Raw genomic sequence first — 22268 nt, 5'->3', positions numbered from 1 at the left:
TGTTAAGATTTCTGATATAGGGAAAACTTATTTATTACATGGGAGATTCTTTTATAGAGCAGGAAATTTGTCAGGGAAGGAGAGATTTTTTTGAGAAAGAAATTTGTGTTTCTGGCAGCAGTTTTGCTGTGTCTGGGGGGCTGTCAAAGTGAGGAAAAGCAGCCGCCACAGGCGGAGGAAGCAGTGCCGCTTACGCAGGAAACAGAGGAGGATTTGCTGGAGTATGATACAGAACTTCCGGAGCAGCTTTCCGACTTTCAGTTTGCCATAGATGAAGAGGTATATACTCTGCCGGACAGTATAGAAGCCTGGAAGAAACAGGGTTGGGAACTGGAAGGAGAGAATAAGGAAGAACTTTTGGAGGCAGATTCCTTTGTGGAGGGGAAACGTCTGATAAGGGGAGAGGATTCTCTGGATGCTGTCCTTGTGAATCTGGAGGGAGAAAGCAAAAGCATGGACACCTGCTCTGTAGGCGGCATTGTTCTGGATTATCAGGAAGAGGGCAGGTTATACGAACTTCCGGGAGAGATTTACCTGGGCAGGACAAAGCTTTCTCAGGTGGAGGAGCAGTACGGAACACCAACAGACGAGTACGAGGAAAAAGAGGATATCTATCTTACCTATGAATACGGCATTTACAAAAAGGCAGAGTTGGTTTTTCATATGGAGGACGAAACTTTGTATAGGGTATCTCTGCACAATTACAGGGAACTGCCTGAGGAAGAGGCGGAAGTAAGCCGGGAAGAGCCTCAGGAAGTCAGGGATTATCAGGCACCAGAGGATTTTTCGGAAAATCCCAGAGATTATGTGGTATCTTATGACAACCAGTGGTATCAGATTCCGGCACCGGTTTCCGAATTTGAGAAAAACGGCTGGAAAATCCAAAAGGACGGTTCTGATGTTTATGTAAAACCGGGACGCCATGGATATGTGACACTGGAAAAGGACGGACATATCCTTTACGCAGTGGTGAAGAATTATTCAGAACAGACGCTTGATGTGAAGTATGCTTTTCTTACAGGTTTATCCGGAGATTTTGATGTGACAAAGGTTCCTATTGCAGTGGGGAACAACATTACCCTGGGTATGTCAGAAGAAGAGATGAAAATTCGTCTGGGAGGAAATGCTTTTGAAGAGGAGGAAGAAGAGCAGGGAACTTCCTATTATTTGTATTCTGATGAAACAAAGAAAAATTTTATCCGTATTTTTGTGGATAAAGATTTGAAGCTGATACGGGAAATTCAAGTGTCTAACAGTCCGAAAACGCTGATTTCAGAGGAAAAGAAAGTGTCTGCAGATTCATAAATCCAGTGGCAAAAATCTACAGGGTATGGTATGCTTTTATACAGATACAAATTTTTAAAATTTACAAAGCCAAGGAGGAAGCGAACATGAAGAATTCCGCAGTTTTAAAAGGAGAATTACTTCAGGGAAAACACAGCGCATTATTTAAAGATATTTATCTGGACGAAAGTCTTCTGGATTATCAGAACAAAAGATACGCAGATGCAGTAGCAAAATTTGAAGAATTATTTGGAGAAAAAGAGGTAGAAATCTACAGTGCGCCGGGACGAAGCGAGGTAGGTGGAAACCATACAGACCATCAGTTGGGTATGGTGCTTGCAACCTCTATTAACTTAGATGCCATTGCAGTTGTAAGCAAAACAGGAGAAAACATCATTCGCGTGGTATCCGAAGGCTACGATATGGTAGAAGTAGATATTGAAGACCTGGAAGAAAAGGCTTTTGAAGAGGGTACAACCATTGCCCTGATTCGAGGAGTAGCAGCAAACCTGAAAGAAAGAGGTTATGTAATAGGCGGATTTGAAGCTTATATTACCAGCGATGTTCTGATTGGAGCAGGTCTTTCCTCTTCCGCTGCGTTTGAAGTTATTATCGGAACCATTCTTTCCGGTCTGTTTAATGATATGAGTATCAGCCCTGTTTTGATTGCACAGGCAGGACAGTTTGCAGAAAATGTCTACTTTGGAAAGCCAAGCGGACTTATGGACCAGATGGCTTGTTCTGTAGGCGGTTTGATTCACATTGATTTCAAGAATCCGGAAGAGCCGGTAGTGGAAAAGGTTCCGTCTGACTTTGAAGCATATAAATACAGCCTTTGTATTGTAGATACCAAGGAATTCCACGATGATTTAACAGAGGATTATGCAGAGATTCCGGCAGAAATGAAAAAGGTGGCAGCTTTCTTTAAGAAAAAAGTGCTTCGCGAAGTTGATGAAGAAGAATTTTTCCAGCAGATTCCGGGACTCAGAAGCGTGTTAGGCGACCGTCCGGTACTGCGCGCCCTTCATTTCTTTGAAGAGGAAAAACGTGTGGAATCACAGGTACACGCTTTGAGAAATGGTGAATTTGAAGAATTTTTAAGTCTGGTGAAGGCTTCCGGAGATTCTTCCTTTAAATATCTGCAGAATATTTATACCAACAGAGCCGTGCAGAAGCAGGCAATGTCTGTAGCCTTAGGCGTCAGCGAAAGCGTTTTGAAAAAACATGGCGTCAGCCGTGTGCATGGCGGCGGATTCGCAGGAACCATTCAGGTCTTTGTGGAAAACAGCTTTGTAGAAGAATACAGAAACGCTATGGATAAGGTATTCGGAGCAGGTTCCTGTCATGTGCTGAAAGTACGTCAGCATGGAGGAATCCAGGTATTGTAAAAAAAAGATTCGGGATTTTAGGTTACATAAAAATCCCGAATCTTTTTTTATCTTGTCGAATGTAGAAAAGAGCCGAAACACTTCTTATTTTCTCTAATATTGTCAGAATATTCGCGTTTGTAAAAAATACACAAAGAATGTCGAATTGTGGAAAGTTGCCCACATCTTATCCTCAAAGTTATACACATGAAAAAAATCAGAAAATAGTGGAAAAGTCTAGTTATACACCAAGTTATCCACATTATCCACAAAAATCCGTGTGGACGAATGCGATTTACATAATTTAATAAAGAACAAAGGTTTTGTGTACTTGTTATAAATAGGGGTTTTTTGGGGAAAAAAGCAGAAAAAGATTTGCTTTTTTTATAGTCAAATTTTTAACAAGACTAAAAAGAATTTGGTGAAATAAGAAAAAAATTAAATAAATTATCAGAAAACAAAGGTTTACCATAATTTTTATAAAATTGGCAAATTGTAAAGAACAGATGAAATGTAAAAAACAGTGTCCGGTTTTGTAAAATTTGGATTTTACAAATATTTAACTGTTTTACGATTGGTAATTTTACAAAACTTTTTTATAGTAGGTGGTGTCAACAGGAAAGCAAAACAAATTTAGAAATAAAAATCAATCAAAAGCGAAAAGGAGATTTTGGTAATGAAGAAGAAAGTATTAGCAGCAGTATTAACAGGCGTTATGGTATTTGGTATGACAGCATGCGGTGGAAGTGAGTCCGGAGCTGCAAACAGTGATTCCTCTTCAGAAAAAGGAAGTGAAGAAGCAGGTGCAGAGGCGCCTACAGGAGAAATTTCCGTAATTTCCAGAGAAGACGGTTCCGGCACAAGAGGTGCATTTATTGAACTTTTCGGTATTGAAGAAAAAGATGAATCCGGAGAAAAAATTGATAATACAACAGAAGATGCGCAGGTTACAAACAATACCTCTGTTATGATGACAAACGTTGCAGGTGACCCGCAGGCTATCGGCTACATTTCTCTTGGCTCCTTAGATGATTCTGTAAAAGCATTAAAGGTAGACGGTGCAGAAGCGACAGCAGAAAATGTAAAGAGCGATACCTACAAGATTTCCCGTCCATTTAATATTGCAACCACAGATAAAGCAAGTGATGTAGCAAAAGATTTCATTTCTTATATTTTAAGTGCAGAAGGACAGAAGATTGTAGAAGACAGCGGTTATATTGCAGCTTCCGCTGATGCAGAGGCTTATGCGGGAAGCAAGCCAAAGGGAAAAATTGTAGTAGCAGGTTCTTCTTCTGTAACACCGGTAATGGAAAAATTAAAAGAAGGATATGAAACTGTAAATCCTGATGCAGAAATCGAAATTCAGCAGAGTGATTCTACAACAGGTATGGAATCTGCAGTGAGCGGTGTATGTGATATCGGAATGGCTTCCAGAGAATTAAAGGATTCTGAAACAGAAGCAGGTCTTGTGGGACAGGAAATTGCCATTGACGGTATTGCCGTGATTGTCAATAATGAAAACCCTATGACAGATATTACTTCTGACCAGGTAAAGGATATTTACACAGGGGAAGTAACAGACTGGGAAGATTTACAGTAATCACAGAGGAATAGGAGTAAATGCGATGAAAGACATCAAAGAAACCGTTATGAAATATGTGTTTCTCCTGTGTGCATGCGCTTCCATTCTGGCAGTTGTTTTGATTTGTCTGTTCCTGTTTGCCAATGGTATTCCTGCCATTGGCAAAATAGGAATTTTTGACTTTCTGCTGGGGGAAAAATGGAAGCCGGGAAATGATATTTACGGGATTCTCCCTTTTATTTTAGGAAGTATTTATGTAACGGCAGGAGCTATTTTGATTGGTGTGCCGGTGGGGATTCTCACGGCTGTGTATATGGCAAAGTTCTGTCCGCCTAAGCTGTACCGCTTTATGAAGCCGGCGGTGGATTTATTGGCAGGAATTCCATCTGTTGTATATGGATTTTTCGGTCTGGTGGTGCTGGTTCCCTTTGTACGTGAATTTTTCGGACGCACTTTGGGCTTTGGTGGAAACGGAGCCAGTATGTTTACAGCCTCTGTAATGTTGGGAATTATGATTCTTCCTACCATTATCAGCGTAGGGGAATCTTCTATCCGGGCAGTCCCGGACAGCTATTATGAGGGTGCGCTGGCGCTGGGGGCAACCCATGAGAGAAGTGTGTTTTTTACTGTGCTGCCGGCAGCCAAATCCGGTATTATGGCAGGGATTATTCTGGGCGTGGGAAGAGCCATTGGTGAAACCATGGCAGTGATTATGATTGCAGGAAATCAGCCCCGTATGCCAAAAGGAATTTTTAAAGGTGTCCGCACACTGACCTCCAATATTGTCATTGAGATGGGATATGCTACAGATTTACACAGAGATGCCCTGATTGCAACGGCAGTTGTTTTATTCGTATTTATTCTGCTGATCAATCTGTTATTTTCGTTAGTAAAGAGGAGAGGAAGCCATGTATGAGGCAGTTGGGCCAATAAAGCCAATTAATGTACAAAGTACAAAACAGAAAATGAAATCCTATTCCCACAGTCCGGGTTCTCTGATTCTGGCAGGGCTTGTGGGACTTTCCGCGCTGCTTACAGTGCTGACCTTAGTGTTTATTGTGGGATATATTCTGATAAAGGGAATCCCGAATCTCACACCGGAATTATTTCAATTAGAGTATAATTCAGAGAATGTTTCCATGTTTCCGGCAATCATTAACACCATTTGCATGACTGCGCTGTCCCTGCTCATTGCAGGCCCTCTGGGAATCCTGGCAGCGGTTTATCTGGTGGAGTATGCCAAAAAGGGAAACAAGCTGGTTTCTCTGGTGCGTGTCACAGCTGGAAACTCTTACCGGTATTCCTTCGATTGTTTATGGGCTTTTCGGTATGTTGTTTTTTGTAACTACACTGAAATGGGGATATTCCATGCTGGCAGGCGCCTTTACTCTGGCGATTATGGTGCTTCCGGTTATTATGCGAACCACAGAAGAGGCGCTTTTGTCTGTACCGGATACTTTCCGCGAGGCAAGCTTCGGACTGGGTGCCGGACGGCTTCGGACAATTTTTGTAGTCATTTTACCTTCTGCAGTGCCGGGAATTTTCTCTGGTGTAATCTTGTCTATTGGGCGTATTGTAGGAGAAACAGCGGCTTTGATGTACACAGCTGGAACGGTTGCAGAGCTTCCGAAGAGTGTGATGTCTTCCACAAGAACACTGTCTGTACATATGTATTCCCTGGCAAGCGAGGGTCTGTATGTGAATCAGGCATATGCCACAGCTGTGGTTTTGTTGCTGATTGTGTTGCTGATTAACTGGGTATCCGGACGGATTGCACGAAAGATTAAGAAAGGATAAGCAAAAAACATGAGTAAGTTTTCGATTTCCAATTTGGATTTGTATTATGATAACGGAGCGTTTCACGCGCTGAAAAACATTAATCTGGAACTGCAGGAAAAGGAGATTACGGCCTTTATCGGGCCTTCCGGTTGTGGGAAATCTACACTCTTAAAGTCCTTAAACCGTATGAATGACCTGGTAGAGGGGTGTAAGATTACGGGAAAGGTGCTGCTGGACGGAGAGGATATTTATGGGAACATGAACATCAATCTTCTGAGAAAAAGAGTGGGTATGGTGTTTCAGAAACCAAATCCCTTCCCCATGAGTATTTATGACAACATTGCCTACGGACCCAGAACCCACGGAATCCGTTCAAAGGTAAAACTTGACGATATTGTGGAGCGTTCTTTAAGAAATGCGGCTATCTGGGACGAGGTAAAAGACCGTCTGAAATTAAGTGCGCTTGGTATGTCCGGGGGACAGCAGCAGCGACTTTGTATTGCAAGAGCTTTGGCAGTGGAACCGGAGGTGCTGCTTATGGACGAGCCAACTTCCGCCCTTGACCCGATTTCCACCTCTAAAATCGAAGAACTGGCTGTGGAACTGAAGAAGAATTACACCATTATTATGGTTACCCACAATATGCAGCAGGCTGCTCGTATTTCTGATAAAACGGCATTTTTCCTTTTGGGAGAGGTTGTAGAGTATGGGGAAACAGAGCAGATTTTCTCCATGCCGAAGAATAAAAAGACAGAGGATTACATTACAGGGAGGTTTGGATAATGAGAAAAAGATTCGACCAGCAGCTTGAAGAACTGAACGTAGAATTGATTAAAATGGGTTCTTTGTGCGAAAGGGCAATCCGAAGGGCAGTAGAGCTTTTGCAGAACACGGAGGATACCAGGGTTGCTGATGTGGACAGGATTGAAGAAGAGGTCAATCATAAGGAGAGGGAGATTGAAACGCTCTGTATGAAGCTGCTTTTGCAGCAGCAGCCTGTGGCAAGGGATTTAAGGGAAATCTCTTCAGCGCTCAAAATGATTTCTGATATGGAGCGAATCGGGGACCAGGCGCAGGACATTGCAGACATGGCAAGATTCATGCAGGTAAAGGAAATTGCACATAAGATTCACATTGGGGAAATGGCAGAGGCCACCATTAAAATGGTAACAGAAAGTATTGACTCCTTTGTAAAAAAAGATTTAAAAGCAGCGGCAGCTGTAGTAAAATATGATGATGTAGTAGATGAGTTGTTTATGAAAATAAAGACAGAGCTGCCTGCCATGATTGAGAAGGATTCCAAAAATGCGGAATATTATATTGACCTTATTATGATTGCAAAGTATTTTGAGCGCATCGGAGATCATGCGGAGAATATTGCCCAGTGGGTAGAATATTCCATTACAGGCTCGCACGAAGAACTCAGACAGGAGTAGTGAGAATGGTTTATTTAGTTGAAGATGATGAAAGTATCCGGGAACTGGTAGTCTATACCCTGAACAGTCAGGGGATTGAAGCAGAGGGCTTTTGTGTACCCTCTGATTTCTGGGAAACCCTGGAAAAAAGAGTGCCGGATTTGATCCTTCTGGATATTATGCTGCCGGAAGAAGACGGACTCAGTATGCTGGAAAAACTGAGAAAACGCAGCGACACGAAGCAGCTTCCCATTGCCATGCTGACAGCAAAGGGCAGTGAATACGATACCGTAAAGGGTCTGGACAGCGGAGCAGACGATTACATTCCAAAGCCCTTCCGTATGATGGAGCTGGTGTCCAGAGTGAAGGCTCTGCTGAGAAGAAGCGGAAAAAGCGAAGGCACAGACACGGAGTATACCATGGGGAATCTGTATGTTTCAAAGAAAAAGCATCAGGTCAAGGTAGACGGAAAGGAGATTACCTTAACCATGAAGGAGTTTGAAATGCTGCTTTTGCTGCTTTCCAATCCGGGCATTGTGTTTACCAGAGCCCAGCTTCTGGATAAAATCTGGGGCTATCAGTTTGACGGAGAGAGCCGAACCGTGGACGTACATATCAGGACTTTGCGTCAGAAGTTGGGAGAGGCAGGGCATTATATTGAAACTGTTCGCGGTATGGGGTATAAAATAGGAGGGACGTCATGACAAAACGAATTTTTAAATCCATTTTTGTGGTGTCCTTGCTGGTATTGGCAGGAAGTACAGGTCTGACCCTTAGTATTCTGTACCACTATTTCGGAAACCAGTTGGAAAAGGAGCTGAGAACCGAGGCTGCTTATCTTGCCATAGCAGTGGAAAAGGAAGGACTTGAGGCTTTTGAATCCCTTCCGGCGCAGGCAGAGCGAGTGACTTATGTTGATAAGGACGGAACCGTGCTTTTTGACAATCTGGCAGATTCCAGGGATATGGAGAATCACGGACAGCGTGAAGAAATACAGGAAGCACGGGAAAAGGGTTTTGGCACAGCTGTGCGGAATTCCCATACGCTTTCCAGGAAGACCATGTATTATGCTATGAAACTGGAGGACGGAACTATTCTCAGAGTTTCCAGTGTGCAGTACAATGTTCCGGCGCTTTTAGGGGGCATGGTCCAGCCAGTTCTGATTATGCTGGTGGCTATGACCGCTCTGGCAGCATGGATTGCCTCCAGAGTATCCCGACATATTGTAGAACCGGTGAATGCTCTGGATTTGGAACACCCGGAGGAAAATCAGGTTTATGATGAAATTGCGCCGCTTCTGACAAAAATTAACCGTCAGCAGAAATCCTTAAAGCATGAAATCGCAGAAGCAAAGCGGCAGCAGGAAGAATTTTCCATTATTACGGAAAATATGGAAGAGGGATTTCTGGTGATTGATGCACATACAGAAGTGCTTTCTTATAATTCCAGCGCTTTGAGATTGTTGGGAGCAGGGACTCAGAACGGACGGCAGAGTGTGCTGACTCTGAACCGAAGTGAAGGCTTCCAGAATCTCATCGAGCGTGTGCTGGAAGGAAAACATATGGTAACAAATCTGGATTTTCAGGGAAGAAGCTGCCAGGTAGCGGCAAATCCGGTCTGGCAGGAGGACAAGGTGACAGGCGCAGTCATAGTGATTTTGGACGTGACGGAACGCATGAGGGGAGAGCAGATGCGCCGGGAATTTACTGCCAATGTTTCTCATGAACTGAAAACACCGCTAACCTCTATTTCCGGTTTTGCGGAGATTATTAATGACGGATTTGTAAAGCCGGAGGATACGAAAAAATTTGCCGGCAGAATCTTCAAGGAAGCCCAGAGATTGATTACCCTGGTGAATGATGTCATTAAAATTTCCCAGTTAGACGAGGGAAAATTCTTTTGTGAAAAGGAAGCAGTTGATTTGTATGAGGCAGCCAGGGAAATTTTGAAACGGCTGGAGGAGCGGGCAAAAGAGAACAATATTCATCTGTATCTTTACGGACCGCATGTGAAAGTAAATACGGTGCGGGTGATTCTGGAAGAAGTGCTTTATAATCTCTGTGACAATGGATTAAAGTACAATAAACAGAACGGCAGCCTGACCGTAACTATTTCAGAAGAAGCAGGAAGAACACAGATTGTTGTGGAGGATACGGGAATTGGTATCTCAGAGGAAGACAAGATGCGTATTTTCGAGCGGTTCTACCGTGTGGATAAGAGCCATTCCAAGGCTATAGGAGGAACCGGTCTGGGACTGTCCATTGTAAAGCATGGAAGTATGTTTTTAGGTGCAGACGTGAAAGTGGAGAGCACCCTTGGCGAAGGCAGCAGATTTGTGCTGACCATGCCGGAAGAAGAGAAGTAAAGACATTAAAAAAAGGCAGCAGCCTGAAACGATTTGCAATACATGTTTCAGGCGCTGTCCTTTTTTATTCACTCTGCATCTTTTAATCACCTTCAGTCTGGTGAATTCTTCCCTTTCTTTTTCCTCCAAAGCGTTTGAAATGCTTTTTGTTAACGCCTCAAACTTGGGAATGGTAATGTTTTTCAGCGCATTGGCGCGCTTCTGGGTTTTTTTAATATTCACAGCCAGACGGTAGGCAGAATTTTCCACCATGGACAGGCGAATCGTCAGCTCTTTCACTTTTCAAAGGCAGCCCGCGCCTCGTCAGATGCCTTGTCCCTAGTAGGCATAGTAGGCTCGTCTGAGAAGGCTCTGAGCGCACCAGAGGGATTTCCGTTCCCATAACACTGCGGGTTTTTATGGAAATAGAGTTTTCCACAGGCACAGTTCTGGAGATTTCCTGTACATGGCTGATGCCGATTTCCATATTGGCTTTCTGCAGCATAGGCAGTACGGAAGGTTACGTCAATCTGGGACTGAATATCCTTTGCCTGGTCAATTAAATCCATCAATTCCCGGATAAGGATATTTCTTTTTTTGTCCATAAGGTCAAAGCCCTGTCTGGAAAGCGCCAGAGAGTTTTTTGCCAGTATGAGGTTTCCCTTGGTAGGAAAGGTATTCGGATCCATGAAATCACCTCTCTTCTTCTATTGGGTGATAGTATTTATCCAGAATTTTTGTATCAATACGATCCAGTTCTTCTCTTGGAATCATGCCCAGAAGCTCCCAGCCCTTATCCAGGGTTTCCTGAATCGGACGGTTTTCATCTGCTCTCTGTCCCACAAATTCCTCTTCAAAGGCAGTACCGAATTTCAGATATTTTTTATCCAGAGGAGAAAGCTCGTCTTCACCAATAACAGAAGCCAGAGCCCTGGCGTCCCCTACCTTGGCATAGCAGGAGAAAAGCTGATTTGCTACGTCCTGATGGTCTTCCCTTGTAAAGCCTTCTCCGATACCATCTTTCATAAGACGGGAGAGGGAGGGGAGTACATTAATGGGCGGGTAAACAGCCTGTCCGTGAAGCTGTCTGTCCAGAACAATCTGTCCCTCTGTAATGTATCCCGTAAGGTCGGGAATAGGGTGGGTAATGTCATCGTTTGGCATGGTGAGGATTGGTATCTGTGTTACAGAACCAGTGCCGCCACGGACAATGCCTGCCCGCTCATAAAGGGTAGCCAGCTCACTGTACAGATATCCGGGATAGCCTTTTCTGGAAGGGATTTCTCCTTTGGAGGAGGAAACCTCACGCATGGCCTCGCAGAAGGAGGTAATGTCTGTGAGAATTACCAGAATGTGCATACCCTTTTCAAAGGCCAGATATTCTGCAGCAGTCAGGGCAACCTTTGGGGTAATCAGACGTTCCACCACCGGGTCATTTGCCAGATTCAGATACATAACCACATGGTCAGATACACCGCTTTCTTCAAAGGTACGGCGGAAAAATTCAGCCACATCATATTTTACGCCCATGGCAGCAAAGACAATGGCGAATTTTTCATCGCTGTTGCTTCCCAGAGATGCCTGCTGTACAATCTGTGCGGCAAGCTGGTCATGGGGAAGGCCGTTTCCTGAGAAGATTGGCAGCTTCTGCCCGCGAATCAGGGTTGTCAGCCCGTCAATGGCAGAGATACCGGTCTGAATAAAGTTTCGAGGATATTCTCTTTTTACCGGATTTAAGGGCAGACCGTTGATGTTCAGCTTCATTTCCGGGATTACGGGACCTAAGCGGTCAATGGGTTTTCCGATACCGTTAAAGGTACGTCCCAGAATGTCCGGGGAAAGCTCTACTTCCATGGGGTGTCCGCTGAGCCTTGTATGGGTGTTTAAGAGGGACATGTTTTCTGTTCCCTCAAATACCTGAATCACAGCCTTATCCTCGTAGATTTCCACAATACGTCCCAGCTTGCGGCTGCCGTCCTCTATGCGAAATTCCACGATTTCATCAAAAGCTGCGTCTTTTACGCCTTCCAGAACTACCAGAGGGCCGTTGATTTCACTTAAACCAAGATATTCTATTGCCATAATCGTCCCTCCTTAAGCATTCTTTTCCATTACAGTGTTGTAAAAATCATCTACAGCCTGTTTATAATCGTCCATCATATCCAGGCGGTCGTTTGGAACATCATATTTAATGGAAATGATTTTTTCAAAAATGTTTTCCTGCTTTAACACAGAAACCGGCATCCCCATATTGATTAAGGCGCGGCATTTTTTGTACAGATACAGAATAATCTCCATCATTTTAAACTGCTTTTCCAGAGATACGCAGGTATCGTCCGGGTGGAAGGCATTCTGTTGTAAAAAGCCCAGACGCACCACACGGGCAATTTCCAGGGTCAGCTTCTGGTCATCAGGCAGCACATCGCTTCCGATAAGTTTTACAATTTCCATAAGACTGCTTTCGGAGTTTAAGATTGCCATAATGCGGTTTCGGTATTCCACAAACTTTGGAGATACATGCTCGCTGTACCAGTAGGATAAATCCCCCAGATATTCGCTGTAGCTGGTGAGCCAGTGAATGGCAGGGAAATGTCTGGCATAGGCCAGGGATTTGTCAAGTCCCCAGAAACAACGGACAAAACGTTTGGTGTTCTGAGTAACCGGTTCGGAGAAGTCACCGCCCTGTGGGGAAACTGCACCGATAATGGACACAGAGCCTTCGGTTCCGTTCAGATTTTGCATCATGCCGGCTCTTTCATAAAAGGCAGAAAGCCGGGAAGCCAGATAAGCCGGGAAGCCTTCCTCAGCAGGCATTTCCTCCAAACGGCCGGAAAGCTCTCGAAGGGCTTCTGCCCAGCGGGAGGTAGAGTCTGCCATAATTGCCACATCATACCCCATGTCCCGGTAATATTCTGCCATGGTAATCCCTGTGTAAATAGATGCCTCACGGGCAGCCACAGGCATGTTGGAGGTATTGGCAATGAGGGAGGTACGGGCCATTAAGGCATTTCCTGTCTTGGGGTCATGGAGTTTAGAGAAATCCTCCAGAACCTGGGTCATTTCGTTTCCCCGCTCTCCGCAGCCAATATAAATGATAATGTCTGCATCAGACCATTTTGCAATCTGGTGCTGTGTCATGGTTTTACCTGTACCAAAGCCTCCGGGAACGGCTGCAGTGCCGCCCTTTGCAATAGGAAACAGGGTATCCAGGATACGCTGCCCGGTTACCAGAGGTTTGGAAGCCGGGTAACGTCTGCTGGTAGGCCGGGGAATGCGGATTGGCCATTTCTGCGCCAGCTTTAAAGGATATTCTGTGCCGTCTTCTAAACTCAGGACTGCAAGAGTCTGTGTGATATTATATTTTCCGTCAGGTACCACGGATTTTACAACGCCGTGGAGATTGGGCGGAACCATGGATTTGTGTACAATCGAAGCTGTTTCCGGCACTTCTGCGATAATGGTACCGCCGTAGACTTCCATGCCTTCTTTAATGGTCATATGCACGTCCCAGAGTTTTTCTGTATCCAGAGAAGAAACCTGCATACCTCTGGAAATGTATTTTCCGGACTGCTCTGCAATGACGGAAAGCGGTCTTTGGATACCATCGAAAATATTGTCCAGAATACCGGGGCCAAGGGTAACAGAAATCGCATCTCCGCTGGCAGTGACCGTTTCTCCCGGCTTTAATCCGCTGGTTTCTTCGAAAACCTGTACAGTGGTAGCGTCTTTTTTCAGCGAAATGACCTCGCCTACCAGATTTTCTTTTCCTACATAAACCATTTCAGACATCTTAAAGCCTGTATTTCCCTTCAGATAAATAACAGGGCCGTTGATGCCGTAGATAATACCGGTTTTATTCATGTCTTATCCCTCCGTCAAAGTTAAAGCTTTCTTTTTCATTCTCAAAGCAGGTGAGGAATGTATTGTCAATCAGGATATTTTTGTCAGGAATGACAGCGCGGATACCGCCTAGAAAGTCGGCATCAGATACAAGCGGTGCAATGCCTGTACGCGCTTTCAGTTCCTGTAAAAGAGAGGCGTCAGAGGCATTGATGTAAATCTGCACGGCGTCTTTTCCTGCAATGGCAAGGGAATCCCGAATCTTTGCTTCCAGCCAGTCTGTGTATTCCGGTTTGCGGCAAAACTCTTTTAACAATTCCTCTACTTCGGCGAAAAGCTTTTCTTTCAGTGCCTGCTGTTTTTTGGACAGTTTTCTTTTGATATGCAGATTCTCTGCGGACAGAGCCTTATTGATTTCTCTGGCAGCATTTTCGGATTCTATTTTAAACTGATGTTCAGAGGCAGTTTGCTTTTCCTGTTTGTGCTGTTCCATTTCCCGTTCCAGGGCAGCGCGGTATTCGGTGAGGGCTTTCTGCGCCTCTTCCTGCGCGCTGTTTATGGAAACATCATAGAAATGCTGCAGTTTTTCTTCTGTTGTCATATCTATCACCTTCTTGTTATAATTTTAATCCAATGGCTTCATTTACATAAGAAGTAATGAAGTCCGGGGCGCGTCCTGTACCGTGGCGGTCGGGAATTTCAATCAGCAGGGGAAGACGGTGGTTTAAACGCACATCGTCAATAATATCGGGAAATTCCTTACCAAATTTTTCTGTGAGGAGAATAATGCCGTTTTCTTTATCTGCAATGGCGTTTTCCAGAGCCTGCCGCAGTTCTTCCCGTTCATGCACCACAATACCCTCCACACCGGCCAGACGCATGCCGGTGTAGGTATCAATATTGTCACTGATCAAGAACATTTTCATAAAACATCACCTGTTATCCCAGTCTACCAAGAATCATGAAAGAAATAATCAGACCATAGAGGGCAATACCTTCTGCCATGGCTACGAAAATCATGGATTTACCAAACAGAGAGCCGTCCTCGCTGATAGCGCCCAGAGCAGCGCTTGCAGAGCTTGCAACCGCAATACCGGAACCAATACCGGAAAGACCGGTAACCAGAGCTGCGCCGATGTAGCCCATACCGGTAGCCAGGTCTGCGCCGCTTGCTGCTGCGTGTGCAGTCATGGTGCCGCTGAACATCACAATGGTTCCCACAAGAAGACTTCCAAAGAAGAAGAAGCAGTTGCAGGCAAGGGATTTTTTATAGCGTTTTTTTGTTTTTTCTCCTAAGAAGAATGCACCGAAAGGTACGATAATGCTTAAAATCAAAGCTGCTGCAGTAAGAATCTGAATCATGGTTGTCATAATAATATCCTCCTAAAATAAAAATGAATTTTTGTGAATTATGCCTGTTCGGAAGTCCGTTTACTGTTGACGCGTTTTAAGAAAGGACGGAATTCCTTGCCGCTGCCCTTGTAGAAACGGCTGAACATCTCGTAATATTCCAGACGAAGTACCTGGATTCCTACAATCAGACCTTCCATGGCGCACACAAAGGCATTTCCCAGTACAATAATCAGCCAGTTAATATTTCCGCCGCTCTCTGCACCTGCCAGCATCAGCACAACCCCCATCATGGCAGCATGGCTCACTGCAAAGGCGCCAATACGCACAAAGGAAAGCGTATTGGACAGAAAACTTAACATAATTTCAAATAATTCAAAGAAGCTCTGTACAAAGAACATGGGCTTGCTTCCCTCAATGGCAGGCGCTTTCTTTTCTGCCAGCCGGGTAATAGGTTCCTTTAACATAATGATAACCAGAGGTACAAGGAACATCACGGCCAGAAGTATGGTGGCAGGAAGAGCCTTTCCTGTGAGATACAAAAGCGCACACACGGTAAGAGTTCCGTAAAAGACCAGACCACATACCGAGTTCTGGTCAAACCAGATGCCTTCCACATTTTTCATTTTTACTGCATTGACAATGTGGAAAATCATGGTAAGAAGAATCAGGAACATACCGAATACAATGGCTGCCACAAATACGGTATTCATATTGCCAAGTCCCGGTACCAGGGTCATAGCTTCTGTCGGGTGCAGCCATAGGGGCTCAATAATATCTTCAAAGCCGAAAATACTTCCGAACATAAAGCCGAAAAAGGTGGAAAAGATACCCGCAGTTCCGATAATCGCCGCCAAATCCATTTTTTTGAATTTATACAGTAAAAAGCCGCCAATGGCAAGCAAAAGTCCCTGTCCCACATCTCCGAACATAATGCCGAAAATAAAGGAATAAGTTAAAGCTACAAAGATGGTGGGGTCTATTTCATGATAATCTGGCAGACCGTACATCTTAATATACATCTCAAAGGGCTTGAAAATCTTCGGATTTTTCAGTTTGGTAGGGGGCTTGCAGCTAATCTGCTTCTGGTCGTCCTCCACCACACAGAAAAGATTGGGGTCATGTTCAATTTCTGCCATAAAAGAGGTACAATCTCTTTCGCTTATCCAGCCACACAGGATATAGAAGGTTTCCTGATGTTCTTTTACACAGGCGGCAACCTTACGCACATCAAAGTTGGTGGAAAGGGCGTTTAAGGCAGCCTGAGCAGAGAGAACAGACTTTGCGTCCCCCTCTAAAAGGGCCTGCATTTCCTTCTGATGAGCGGCATATTCCCTGTCAATGTTTTCCAGACGGGCCTCCAGTTCTGCGTGGATTTTTTCCGGTGTGCCATAGAAGTGGTCCTTCTTTAGATAAATGCGTTCAAAATGCATGGAAGAGAACACGGCGTCCACCTGCTCCATTTTTGTCCAGGGAACAAAGTACAGCCCCCATACATAATCGTCCTGATGGCAGGGATAAAACAGGGTGTCCAGGTTGTCGTACACATATTCCTTGAACTTTCCGTAATATTCCACCGGGATTCGTCCAAAGCGCACCTGAACAAAGCGGTAATGAATCAGTTTGTCAATGTCTTCCGGCAATGTGAGAAATGGAGTTATCCATTTCAAATCTTCGGAAAGAACAGCCCGTTCCTCTGTGAGCTTTTCGCATCTGGCATTGATTTTGGAAATCTTGTTTCCCAGAGAATCCACAAGTGTCTGGATTTCTTCAAGGGAAGTTTCCTCAATGGGAATTCCTTCCGTATTATGCAGAAGTCCGGCAAATTCATTGACCCTTGAGAGCAGCTCTCTGTAGGGATTTATCTGAATATAAGGGGAAAGATGCCGTATCTGGCTTAACTGCGCCATGGCATTCTCCAGATGAATCTCGTATTTGGAGAGGTATTTGTTCACCACCCGGTCAATGTCTGCCTTCGGTCCGGTAATACTTAAGAATTTCATTTTCTCAATCATGTAATCACCTCCGAGGTATTAAGTCTTTTCTATATAATCCATAATCTCAGCAGGTGACAGTCCGTAGCGGACACATTCAATGGCTGTGGTCAGTCTGTCAACCTCATGTTCCTTGTGATAAAGGTATGAGTAAATCATAATTACTGAGTGTGGATATTTTCTTGCCTCTGTTTCCAGAATCATTTTCAGATTCAGGTTGTAGAAATCCTCCAGCTTCTCCGGGGCAAGGGCAGGGAAGCGTTTCTTATAATAGGTAGTATCCAGAATCCTTCCAAACTCCGTTTCGTCCGCTGCTTCCACAAGAGCGGAGATCTCCTTTCTTGTAAGGCGGTAGTGAACCGGAATGAGAAGGGCATAGATATCTGCCGGCGTCATATGGTAATATTTTTGGGAACGGTAAATCCACTGGAGATTCAGCATGTCAAATTTATTGCCATAGGCTTTGGTGATTTCTTCTAAATCCCGTTTTTTAAACAGTTTTTCTTTTACAGACCAGATATTTGCAAAATAATACTGATCTAGCGCCATACCATAGTCAAAAATGCCAGGCATGTAGTCCCCGCCCAGTTTTTTTAAGGGGGCGTAGTATTCAGAACCCTGCAGATTGTTGATAAACTCCTCTACCGTTGATGAACCTGCCAGCTTTTCGATGTCCAACTTGGAGTGTCGGTTGAAAAAGTCTTTAAACAGGGATAAATCCAAATCTGCATGTCCCTTGTCAAAAACTTTTCTGAGGCAGTCCTTCATGACAGAAAGCTCATAGCGTTTGAAATACAACGCCATAAAGGTTCTCTGCTGGGGGTTGGCAAAGCGGTACAGCTTGGCAAAATTCTGATGTATGGTATGAACCAGAAGCTTTTCAATATCGCCTCTGTGCAGGCTGTTTTCGTCAAGGTCAGCCCAGAAATCCGCAAACCCCGGCTGCTTTTTCAGATAGGCAACCACCTGGGTTACAGACTCAAGCTGGGAAATTTCCTGATACTGTCTTTCCTGTATCAGCTTGCTCTGCATGGCCCGGATTTTCGTGGACAGACCGCTGTATGAAAGCAGACTTCCCATTTTATCACTTCCTTAATATTTTGTCATAGATTTGCTGTGCCAGTTGGGTATGGTGTTCTTCATAATAGGTTTCCATCTGATTTAAGACAGCCTCTGTTTCAGAGCGCTGCTTTGCCAGTTCGTCTTTCATCTGAATTTCCAGCTTTTGGCGGATATTCTCAGATTTTTTCTGAACCTCCTTGTCTATGGTATCATCAAATTTCTGAATGGATTCCTCATATTCCAGGGCGAGCTGTTTCTTTTGTTCTGTAACATCGTCCATAATATGCGAGGCGGCAGCTTCTATTTCTGCAAGCTTGCTGATAATGTCTTCCATAGGCTCTCCTCCTTCATGATATATTCTGCACTGTTTATCATACACCATTTTGGGAAAAAAGTCATATGAAATTGTATTTTGATTTTGGGAAAATTAGGTAGAGTGAATAGAAATACAGAGAAAAAAAGGGAAATATTTATAATTTTGGGCGAATAGCCTTGAGAAGAAAGGGGAATTTTTTTGGAGTATATAACAGGAACGGATTAAGGCAGGCAGGAAATCGGCAGGCTCACTGCAGGGAAGAGATGCGGAAAATTTCCAGAACTGCAGAAAACATCAGAACTTTCTCTTGAAAACCTTCCTATATATCAGCTATACTTTTAAGATAAAAATCATCACGAAAGGCAGGAAGACCCAATGAGGCTTAGAAATATACCGGGCGCAAAGGACGCCATTGAAGAGAGCAAATATGTTATTCACAACGTACAGGAGAAAAAAGGAAAATGGCAGGAGATCTTTGGAAACAGTCATTCCATTTCCATTGAGGTGGGTATGGGAAAGGGCAGATTTATCATGGATATGGCAGAGAAAAATCCGGATACAAATTTCATCGGAATTGAGATGTATGACAGTGTGCTGCTGCGGGCGTTGCAGAAAATGGAGGAGAGAGAAGCGCAGGGTACGCTTCCCGGGAATCTGTTTTTTATCCGTATGGACGCCAGAGAGCTTCCTCTTATTTTTGAAAAAGGAGAGGTGGGGAAAATTTACCTGAATTTTTCAGACCCATGGCCAAAGGAACGCCATGCAAAGCGCAGATTGACTTCCAGACAGTTTCTGGAGCGGTATGACCAGATTCTGGCAGAGGATGGCGTGATAGAATTTAAGACAGACAATCGTCCTCTCTTTGAGTTTTCTTTAGAGGAGATTCAGGAAACCAAGTGGCATCTGGTTGCACACACCTTTGATTTACACCATGACCCTTTGTTAAATGAGGGAAATGTGATGACAGAATACGAAGAGAAATTCTCTTCCATGGGAAATCCCATACATAAGCTGATTGCAGCCAGATAAAGGCGAAATCAAGGCTGCACCGGGAAATATATGGGGCATAGGATATAGAAAAGAGATTTTGTGCAGGTGCGTATGGCAAGGAAAAAAGGCAGTATACAGAGCGCGCTTTTTCAGTGGGCATATGAGAGCCGCAGAACCGGGAAAAAGTCGGCAGAGGTGTTAAAATCCATAGAAGAGGTGGAAAAGACCCTGGGGACGGTGCGGGTGAAAAAGAAGTAAAAATAGAACACTAAACTTCCCGCACACTCCCCATATTCCTACGAAACCGTGAAGGCGGACACCCCTTTTGCTCCCGAAAGACCTTAGTAAAATAATTCGAGTCATGAAATCCCACCAGATGGGCAATTTCCGTTATACAGTAGTTACTGTTTCCAAGATATTCAATGCTTTTTTCAATTCGATACTGTAAGATAAATTCAAAAAGGGACATTTTCATATACTTTTTAAACATACGGGAACATTCACTTTTGCACAGATGTATACTTTGGGCAATATGGTCCAGCGTCAGTTCAGAGGCATAATTGTTTTCAATATAGGACAGAATCTGCCGGATTCTTTCATAATTGCGCTTATCCAAAGGCGTTTCCTCCGGTGCAGAGCTTCCATGCAGAAACAGTAGCCTCCAGAATTGCTCCAGCAGAATTATCATATCCATCTCAAAAGTCCGGGATTCCTCACGGGTGGTCTGCAGCATGTTTGTAATGAGCTGCAGAGCAGGTGTGTGCCAGTCCTGGGAGCCGTTTAAATGTATGGCAGGCAGGGCAAAGTTCTGCAGCAGAGGCTTAACATATTTCTGGTACATCAGGCTTCCCTCATAGCCATAAATCAATCTGGGATCAAAGGTGACAGAAGTGTATTCACAGTCCTGGCGTCCATACTGGCAGCCCATGTGGAGAGTTCCCGTATTGCCAAACAGACCGTCGCCCTTTTGTAAATGGTAGGTATTGTGATTGACCTTGTAAATCATTTCGCCTTTCGTAATATAAGTAAGTTCGATTTCCGGGTGCCAGTGCCAGAGAAAGGAGCCGGATTCATATTTGGAAAGCTTTTCCTGACTTATCAGAAGAGGAAAGGCATAATCCCCATGTTCTTTTAATTCTTTTTGAAATTGATTTGTGACAATCTGCATCAGCTTCTCCAATTCATAAAATATCTCAATATAATTCTAAATATTCTTTATATAATACTATAATTTAAAAAAAAGCGCAATATATTCCTGGTTTTGAGCAGCATTTTCATGGAAAGTATAAAAAAAACAGGTATAATAAAAGGCAAAGAACAGCAGAACATAAAAAGGAGAGTTCGATATGCAGATACCAAATCAGATGTTTTTAAAAGAAGTGTACGGAGAAACAGAAAAAAGCAGCGCCCGCTTTGAAAGTCTGGCGCAGAATTATAAAAAATACTACCACAGTAGTGAGATGGAATTTTTCTCTGCACCGGGAAGAACCGAAATCGTGGGAAATCATACAGACCACAATGGCGGAAAAGTCATTGCTGCCAGCATTAGTATGGATACCATAGGCGCAGCCTTTCCAAATCACAGCAATCTTGTGGAAATCATCAGCGAGGGTTATGACAAGAAGGTGGTCATTGATATTACAGAAGTAGATAAAGTGCCAAAAAACCATGGAACCGTATCCCTGGTTGCAGGAATGATAAAAGCAGTACAGGAATTTGGATTTCAGATTTCCGGTTTCAGAGCGTATATTTCCACAGAGGTTATCAGCTCTGCGGGTGTCAGCTCTTCTGCTTCCTTTGAGATGCTGATTTGTTCCATGATTAATTATTTCTTTAATGAGGGAAAAATGGACTACGCTTCTTATGCAAAAATCGGTCAGTATGCAGAAAATCATTTCTGGGATAAGGCATCAGGTCTTATGGACCAGATGGCATGTGCAGTTGGCGGCGCTGTTTTATTGGACTTTTCCGAAGATGTGGCATATGAAAAAGTGGATTTTGGATTTGAAGATTTTGGCTACCGTCTGGTGATTGTAAACACAGGAAAAGGACACGCAGATTTAAGCCAGGAATACAGCGACGTACCAGCAGAAATGAAAGAAATCGCAGCGCGTCTTGGGGTTTCCAGACTTTGCGAAACCAACATGGAAAGCCTGATGGAAAAACTTCCGGAAATTTTAGAAGAATGTGAAAATGACAGGGGAATTTTAAGAGCCTTCCACTTCTTCACAGAAAACGACAGAGTAAACCAGGCGGCAGAGGCAATCGGCAGAGGAGAAGGGGAAAAACTTCTGAAAATCCTGGACGAATCCGGACGTTCCTCCTGGGAACTTTTACAGAACTGCTGCTCTCTGGCAAATTATAAGGAGCAGAAAATTACTTTGTATCTGGCGCTTACCGAATTTTTCCTGAAAAAAGCAGGAAGAGGCTGCTGCCGAGTGCATGGCGGCGGATTTGCCGGGGTGATTATGAGTATTATTGCCCAGGAAGATGTGGAAGAATATGTAAACTATCTCTCTGAATATGTGAGCAGAGAAAATATTTATCCGCTGAATATCAGAAAGTACGGCGCAATTCATTTGGAAAAATAAAAAAAGGCAGAAGTAAGTAAAAGCAGGCGCTGCGGCATGCCTCAAGCATATTGAAATATACTTTGTCGCAGCCCTTTTTTAAAAATATGTAAAGAAATTCTAAAATGTATCTATAAAAAAACATAAAAAATATAAAAACAAGCTTGCATTTTGTAAATCAATCAGTTATAATACTTTTTGCATTGAGCGATACAAATTAAATACCAAGCGCCTTTAGCTCAGTTGGTAGAGCAGTAGACTCTTAATCTATTTGTCCAGGGTTCGAGTCCCTGAAGGCGCATTGAAAAGCACTGTTTTTGCAGAGATAAAACTGCGGGGACGGTGTTTTTTGTTCGTGAAAAAATATGTTTTACA

Annotated in this window: 20 protein-coding genes, 1 tRNA gene and 2 pseudogenes; 13 read left to right on the top strand and 10 right to left on the bottom strand. The window is 43.8% G+C overall.

Annotated elements, in window-relative coordinates; translation table 11 throughout:
* Positions 1–90: 90 nt before the first annotated feature.
* From DQQ01_RS14500 to DQQ01_RS14460, 9 genes and pseudogenes are all read left to right on the top strand, one after another.
* Positions 91–1305 carry a hypothetical protein gene (locus tag DQQ01_RS14500; RefSeq protein WP_111920573.1) on the top strand — a complete coding sequence of 405 codons (1215 nt, stop codon included), beginning with the start codon at positions 91–93 and terminating at the stop codon, positions 1303–1305.
* 86 nt (positions 1306–1391) lie between these two features.
* A complete protein-coding gene (locus DQQ01_RS14495; protein WP_111920572.1) occupies positions 1392–2672 on the top strand; it encodes a galactokinase in 1281 nt (426 codons plus the stop codon).
* A gap of 655 nt (positions 2673–3327) precedes the next feature.
* Positions 3328–4251, top strand: a complete 924-nt coding sequence (locus DQQ01_RS14490; RefSeq protein WP_111920571.1) for a substrate-binding domain-containing protein — start codon at positions 3328–3330, stop codon at positions 4249–4251.
* Between the two features lie 25 nt (positions 4252–4276).
* Complete coding sequence (gene pstC / locus DQQ01_RS14485) at positions 4277–5149, top strand: phosphate ABC transporter permease subunit PstC (protein ID WP_111920570.1); 873 nt, start codon at positions 4277–4279, stop codon at positions 5147–5149.
* Positions 5150–5198: 49 nt separating this feature from the next.
* A pseudogene (gene pstA, locus DQQ01_RS18280) lies at positions 5199–6030 on the top strand (phosphate ABC transporter permease PstA).
* A gap of 9 nt (positions 6031–6039) precedes the next feature.
* A complete protein-coding gene (gene pstB, locus DQQ01_RS14475) occupies positions 6040–6795 on the top strand; it encodes a phosphate ABC transporter ATP-binding protein PstB (protein ID WP_111920569.1) in 756 nt (251 codons plus the stop codon).
* The gene (phoU, locus tag DQQ01_RS14470; protein ID WP_111920568.1) at positions 6795–7448 is read left to right on the top strand and encodes a phosphate signaling complex protein PhoU; all 654 of its coding nucleotides are present in this window, start codon (positions 6795–6797) and stop codon (positions 7446–7448) included. The genes pstB and phoU overlap by 1 nt, the downstream gene beginning before the upstream one ends.
* Positions 7449–7453: 5 nt before the next feature.
* Positions 7454–8131 (top strand): response regulator transcription factor, encoded by a 678-nt coding sequence (locus DQQ01_RS14465; protein WP_111920567.1) that lies wholly within the window; start codon positions 7454–7456, stop codon positions 8129–8131.
* Entirely contained in the window at positions 8128–9792 is a 1665-nt protein-coding gene (locus tag DQQ01_RS14460; protein WP_111920566.1) for a sensor histidine kinase, read from the top strand. The genes DQQ01_RS14465 and DQQ01_RS14460 overlap by 4 nt, the downstream gene beginning before the upstream one ends.
* 78 nt (positions 9793–9870) lie before the next feature.
* On the opposite strand, the pseudogene DQQ01_RS14455 reads toward DQQ01_RS14460, so the two are convergent.
* The 9 genes and pseudogenes from DQQ01_RS14455 to DQQ01_RS14415 form a co-directional block, all read right to left on the bottom strand.
* Positions 9871–10460 (bottom strand): annotated as a pseudogene (locus DQQ01_RS14455) (V-type ATP synthase subunit D); the annotation flags it as partial.
* Positions 10461–10464: 4 nt separating this feature from the next.
* Positions 10465–11853: a V-type ATP synthase subunit B gene (locus DQQ01_RS14450; protein ID WP_111920565.1), complete on the bottom strand. Its 1389-nt coding sequence runs from the start codon at positions 11851–11853 to the stop codon at positions 10465–10467.
* Between the two features lie 12 nt (positions 11854–11865).
* Positions 11866–13632 carry a V-type ATP synthase subunit A gene (locus DQQ01_RS14445; protein ID WP_111920564.1) on the bottom strand — a complete coding sequence of 589 codons (1767 nt, stop codon included), beginning with the start codon at positions 13630–13632 and terminating at the stop codon, positions 11866–11868.
* A complete protein-coding gene (locus DQQ01_RS14440) occupies positions 13625–14212 on the bottom strand; it encodes a V-type ATP synthase subunit E (RefSeq protein ID WP_111920563.1) in 588 nt (195 codons plus the stop codon). Before DQQ01_RS14440 ends, DQQ01_RS14445 begins: the two co-directional genes overlap by 8 nt.
* Before the next feature lie 16 nt (positions 14213–14228).
* Positions 14229–14537 carry a V-type ATP synthase subunit F gene (locus tag DQQ01_RS14435; RefSeq protein WP_111920562.1) on the bottom strand — a complete coding sequence of 103 codons (309 nt, stop codon included), beginning with the start codon at positions 14535–14537 and terminating at the stop codon, positions 14229–14231.
* 13 nt (positions 14538–14550) lie between these two features.
* Complete coding sequence (locus tag DQQ01_RS14430) at positions 14551–14982, bottom strand: ATP synthase subunit C (protein ID WP_111920561.1); 432 nt, start codon at positions 14980–14982, stop codon at positions 14551–14553.
* A gap of 38 nt (positions 14983–15020) precedes the next feature.
* On the bottom strand, positions 15021–16976 hold the full coding sequence (locus DQQ01_RS14425) for a V-type ATP synthase subunit I (RefSeq protein ID WP_111920560.1): 1956 nt from the start codon (positions 16974–16976) through the stop codon (positions 15021–15023).
* An 18-nt stretch (positions 16977–16994) separates the two neighbouring features.
* On the bottom strand, positions 16995–18035 hold the full coding sequence (locus DQQ01_RS14420) for a V0D/AC39 family V-type ATPase subunit (protein ID WP_111920559.1): 1041 nt from the start codon (positions 18033–18035) through the stop codon (positions 16995–16997).
* Positions 18036–18039: 4 nt separating this feature from the next.
* The gene (locus DQQ01_RS14415; RefSeq protein ID WP_111920558.1) at positions 18040–18351 is read right to left on the bottom strand and encodes a hypothetical protein; all 312 of its coding nucleotides are present in this window, start codon (positions 18349–18351) and stop codon (positions 18040–18042) included.
* A gap of 357 nt (positions 18352–18708) precedes the next feature.
* Between DQQ01_RS14415 and trmB the strand changes: the two genes are divergently transcribed.
* Complete coding sequence (gene trmB, locus DQQ01_RS14410) at positions 18709–19362, top strand: tRNA (guanosine(46)-N7)-methyltransferase TrmB (RefSeq protein WP_111920557.1); 654 nt, start codon at positions 18709–18711, stop codon at positions 19360–19362.
* Between the two features lie 72 nt (positions 19363–19434).
* Positions 19435–19581: a hypothetical protein gene (locus DQQ01_RS16120; protein WP_199797966.1), complete on the top strand. Its 147-nt coding sequence runs from the start codon at positions 19435–19437 to the stop codon at positions 19579–19581.
* Between the two features lie 10 nt (positions 19582–19591).
* On the opposite strand, the gene DQQ01_RS14405 is transcribed toward DQQ01_RS16120, so the two are convergent.
* A complete protein-coding gene (locus DQQ01_RS14405; protein ID WP_111920556.1) occupies positions 19592–20491 on the bottom strand; it encodes an AraC family transcriptional regulator in 900 nt (299 codons plus the stop codon).
* A 178-nt stretch (positions 20492–20669) separates the two neighbouring features.
* Between DQQ01_RS14405 and DQQ01_RS14400 the strand changes: the two genes are divergently transcribed.
* Both DQQ01_RS14400 and DQQ01_RS14395 read left to right on the top strand, forming a co-directional pair.
* Complete coding sequence (locus tag DQQ01_RS14400; protein WP_111920555.1) at positions 20670–21914, top strand: galactokinase; 1245 nt, start codon at positions 20670–20672, stop codon at positions 21912–21914.
* A gap of 207 nt (positions 21915–22121) precedes the next feature.
* Positions 22122–22194: transfer RNA gene (locus DQQ01_RS14395), tRNA-Lys, on the top strand.
* Positions 22195–22268: the final 74 nt, after the last annotated feature.

The sequence above is a fragment of the Blautia argi genome (genome assembly GCF_003287895.1).
Taxonomy (GTDB): Bacteria; Bacillota; Clostridia; order Lachnospirales; family Lachnospiraceae; genus Blautia; species Blautia argi.
The sequence above is the reverse complement of the archived record's forward strand: the minus strand, read 5'-3'. Positions and strand labels throughout refer to the sequence as shown.

Bases quoted from the DNA above. Each gene is read 5' to 3' on its own strand.
- DQQ01_RS14495 (WP_111920572.1), top strand. From the start codon at position 1,392: ATGAAGAATTCCGCAGTTTTAAAAGGAGAATTACTTCAGGGAAAACAC.
- DQQ01_RS16120 (WP_199797966.1), top strand. From the start codon at position 19,435: ATGGCAAGGAAAAAAGGCAGTATACAGAGCGCGCTTTTTCAGTGGGCA.
- DQQ01_RS14400 (WP_111920555.1), top strand. From the start codon at position 20,670: ATGCAGATACCAAATCAGATGTTTTTAAAAGAAGTGTACGGAGAAACA.
- DQQ01_RS14440 (WP_111920563.1), bottom strand. From the start codon at position 14,212: ATGACAACAGAAGAAAAACTGCAGCATTTCTATGATGTTTCCATAAAC.
- trmB (WP_111920557.1), top strand. From the start codon at position 18,709: ATGAGGCTTAGAAATATACCGGGCGCAAAGGACGCCATTGAAGAGAGC.
- DQQ01_RS14435 (WP_111920562.1), bottom strand. From the start codon at position 14,537: ATGAAAATGTTCTTGATCAGTGACAATATTGATACCTACACCGGCATG.
- DQQ01_RS14425 (WP_111920560.1), bottom strand. From the start codon at position 16,976: ATGATTGAGAAAATGAAATTCTTAAGTATTACCGGACCGAAGGCAGAC.
- DQQ01_RS14420 (WP_111920559.1), bottom strand. From the start codon at position 18,035: ATGGGAAGTCTGCTTTCATACAGCGGTCTGTCCACGAAAATCCGGGCC.
- pstC (WP_111920570.1), top strand. From the start codon at position 4,277: ATGAAAGACATCAAAGAAACCGTTATGAAATATGTGTTTCTCCTGTGT.
- DQQ01_RS14430 (WP_111920561.1), bottom strand. From the start codon at position 14,982: ATGACAACCATGATTCAGATTCTTACTGCAGCAGCTTTGATTTTAAGC.
- DQQ01_RS14445 (WP_111920564.1), bottom strand. From the start codon at position 13,632: ATGAATAAAACCGGTATTATCTACGGCATCAACGGCCCTGTTATTTAT.
- DQQ01_RS14405 (WP_111920556.1), bottom strand. From the start codon at position 20,491: ATGCAGATTGTCACAAATCAATTTCAAAAAGAATTAAAAGAACATGGG.
- phoU (WP_111920568.1), top strand. From the start codon at position 6,795: ATGAGAAAAAGATTCGACCAGCAGCTTGAAGAACTGAACGTAGAATTG.
- pstB (WP_111920569.1), top strand. From the start codon at position 6,040: ATGAGTAAGTTTTCGATTTCCAATTTGGATTTGTATTATGATAACGGA.
- DQQ01_RS14460 (WP_111920566.1), top strand. From the start codon at position 8,128: ATGACAAAACGAATTTTTAAATCCATTTTTGTGGTGTCCTTGCTGGTA.
- DQQ01_RS14450 (WP_111920565.1), bottom strand. From the start codon at position 11,853: ATGGCAATAGAATATCTTGGTTTAAGTGAAATCAACGGCCCTCTGGTA.
- DQQ01_RS14465 (WP_111920567.1), top strand. From the start codon at position 7,454: ATGGTTTATTTAGTTGAAGATGATGAAAGTATCCGGGAACTGGTAGTC.
- DQQ01_RS14490 (WP_111920571.1), top strand. From the start codon at position 3,328: ATGAAGAAGAAAGTATTAGCAGCAGTATTAACAGGCGTTATGGTATTT.
- DQQ01_RS14415 (WP_111920558.1), bottom strand. From the start codon at position 18,351: ATGGAAGACATTATCAGCAAGCTTGCAGAAATAGAAGCTGCCGCCTCG.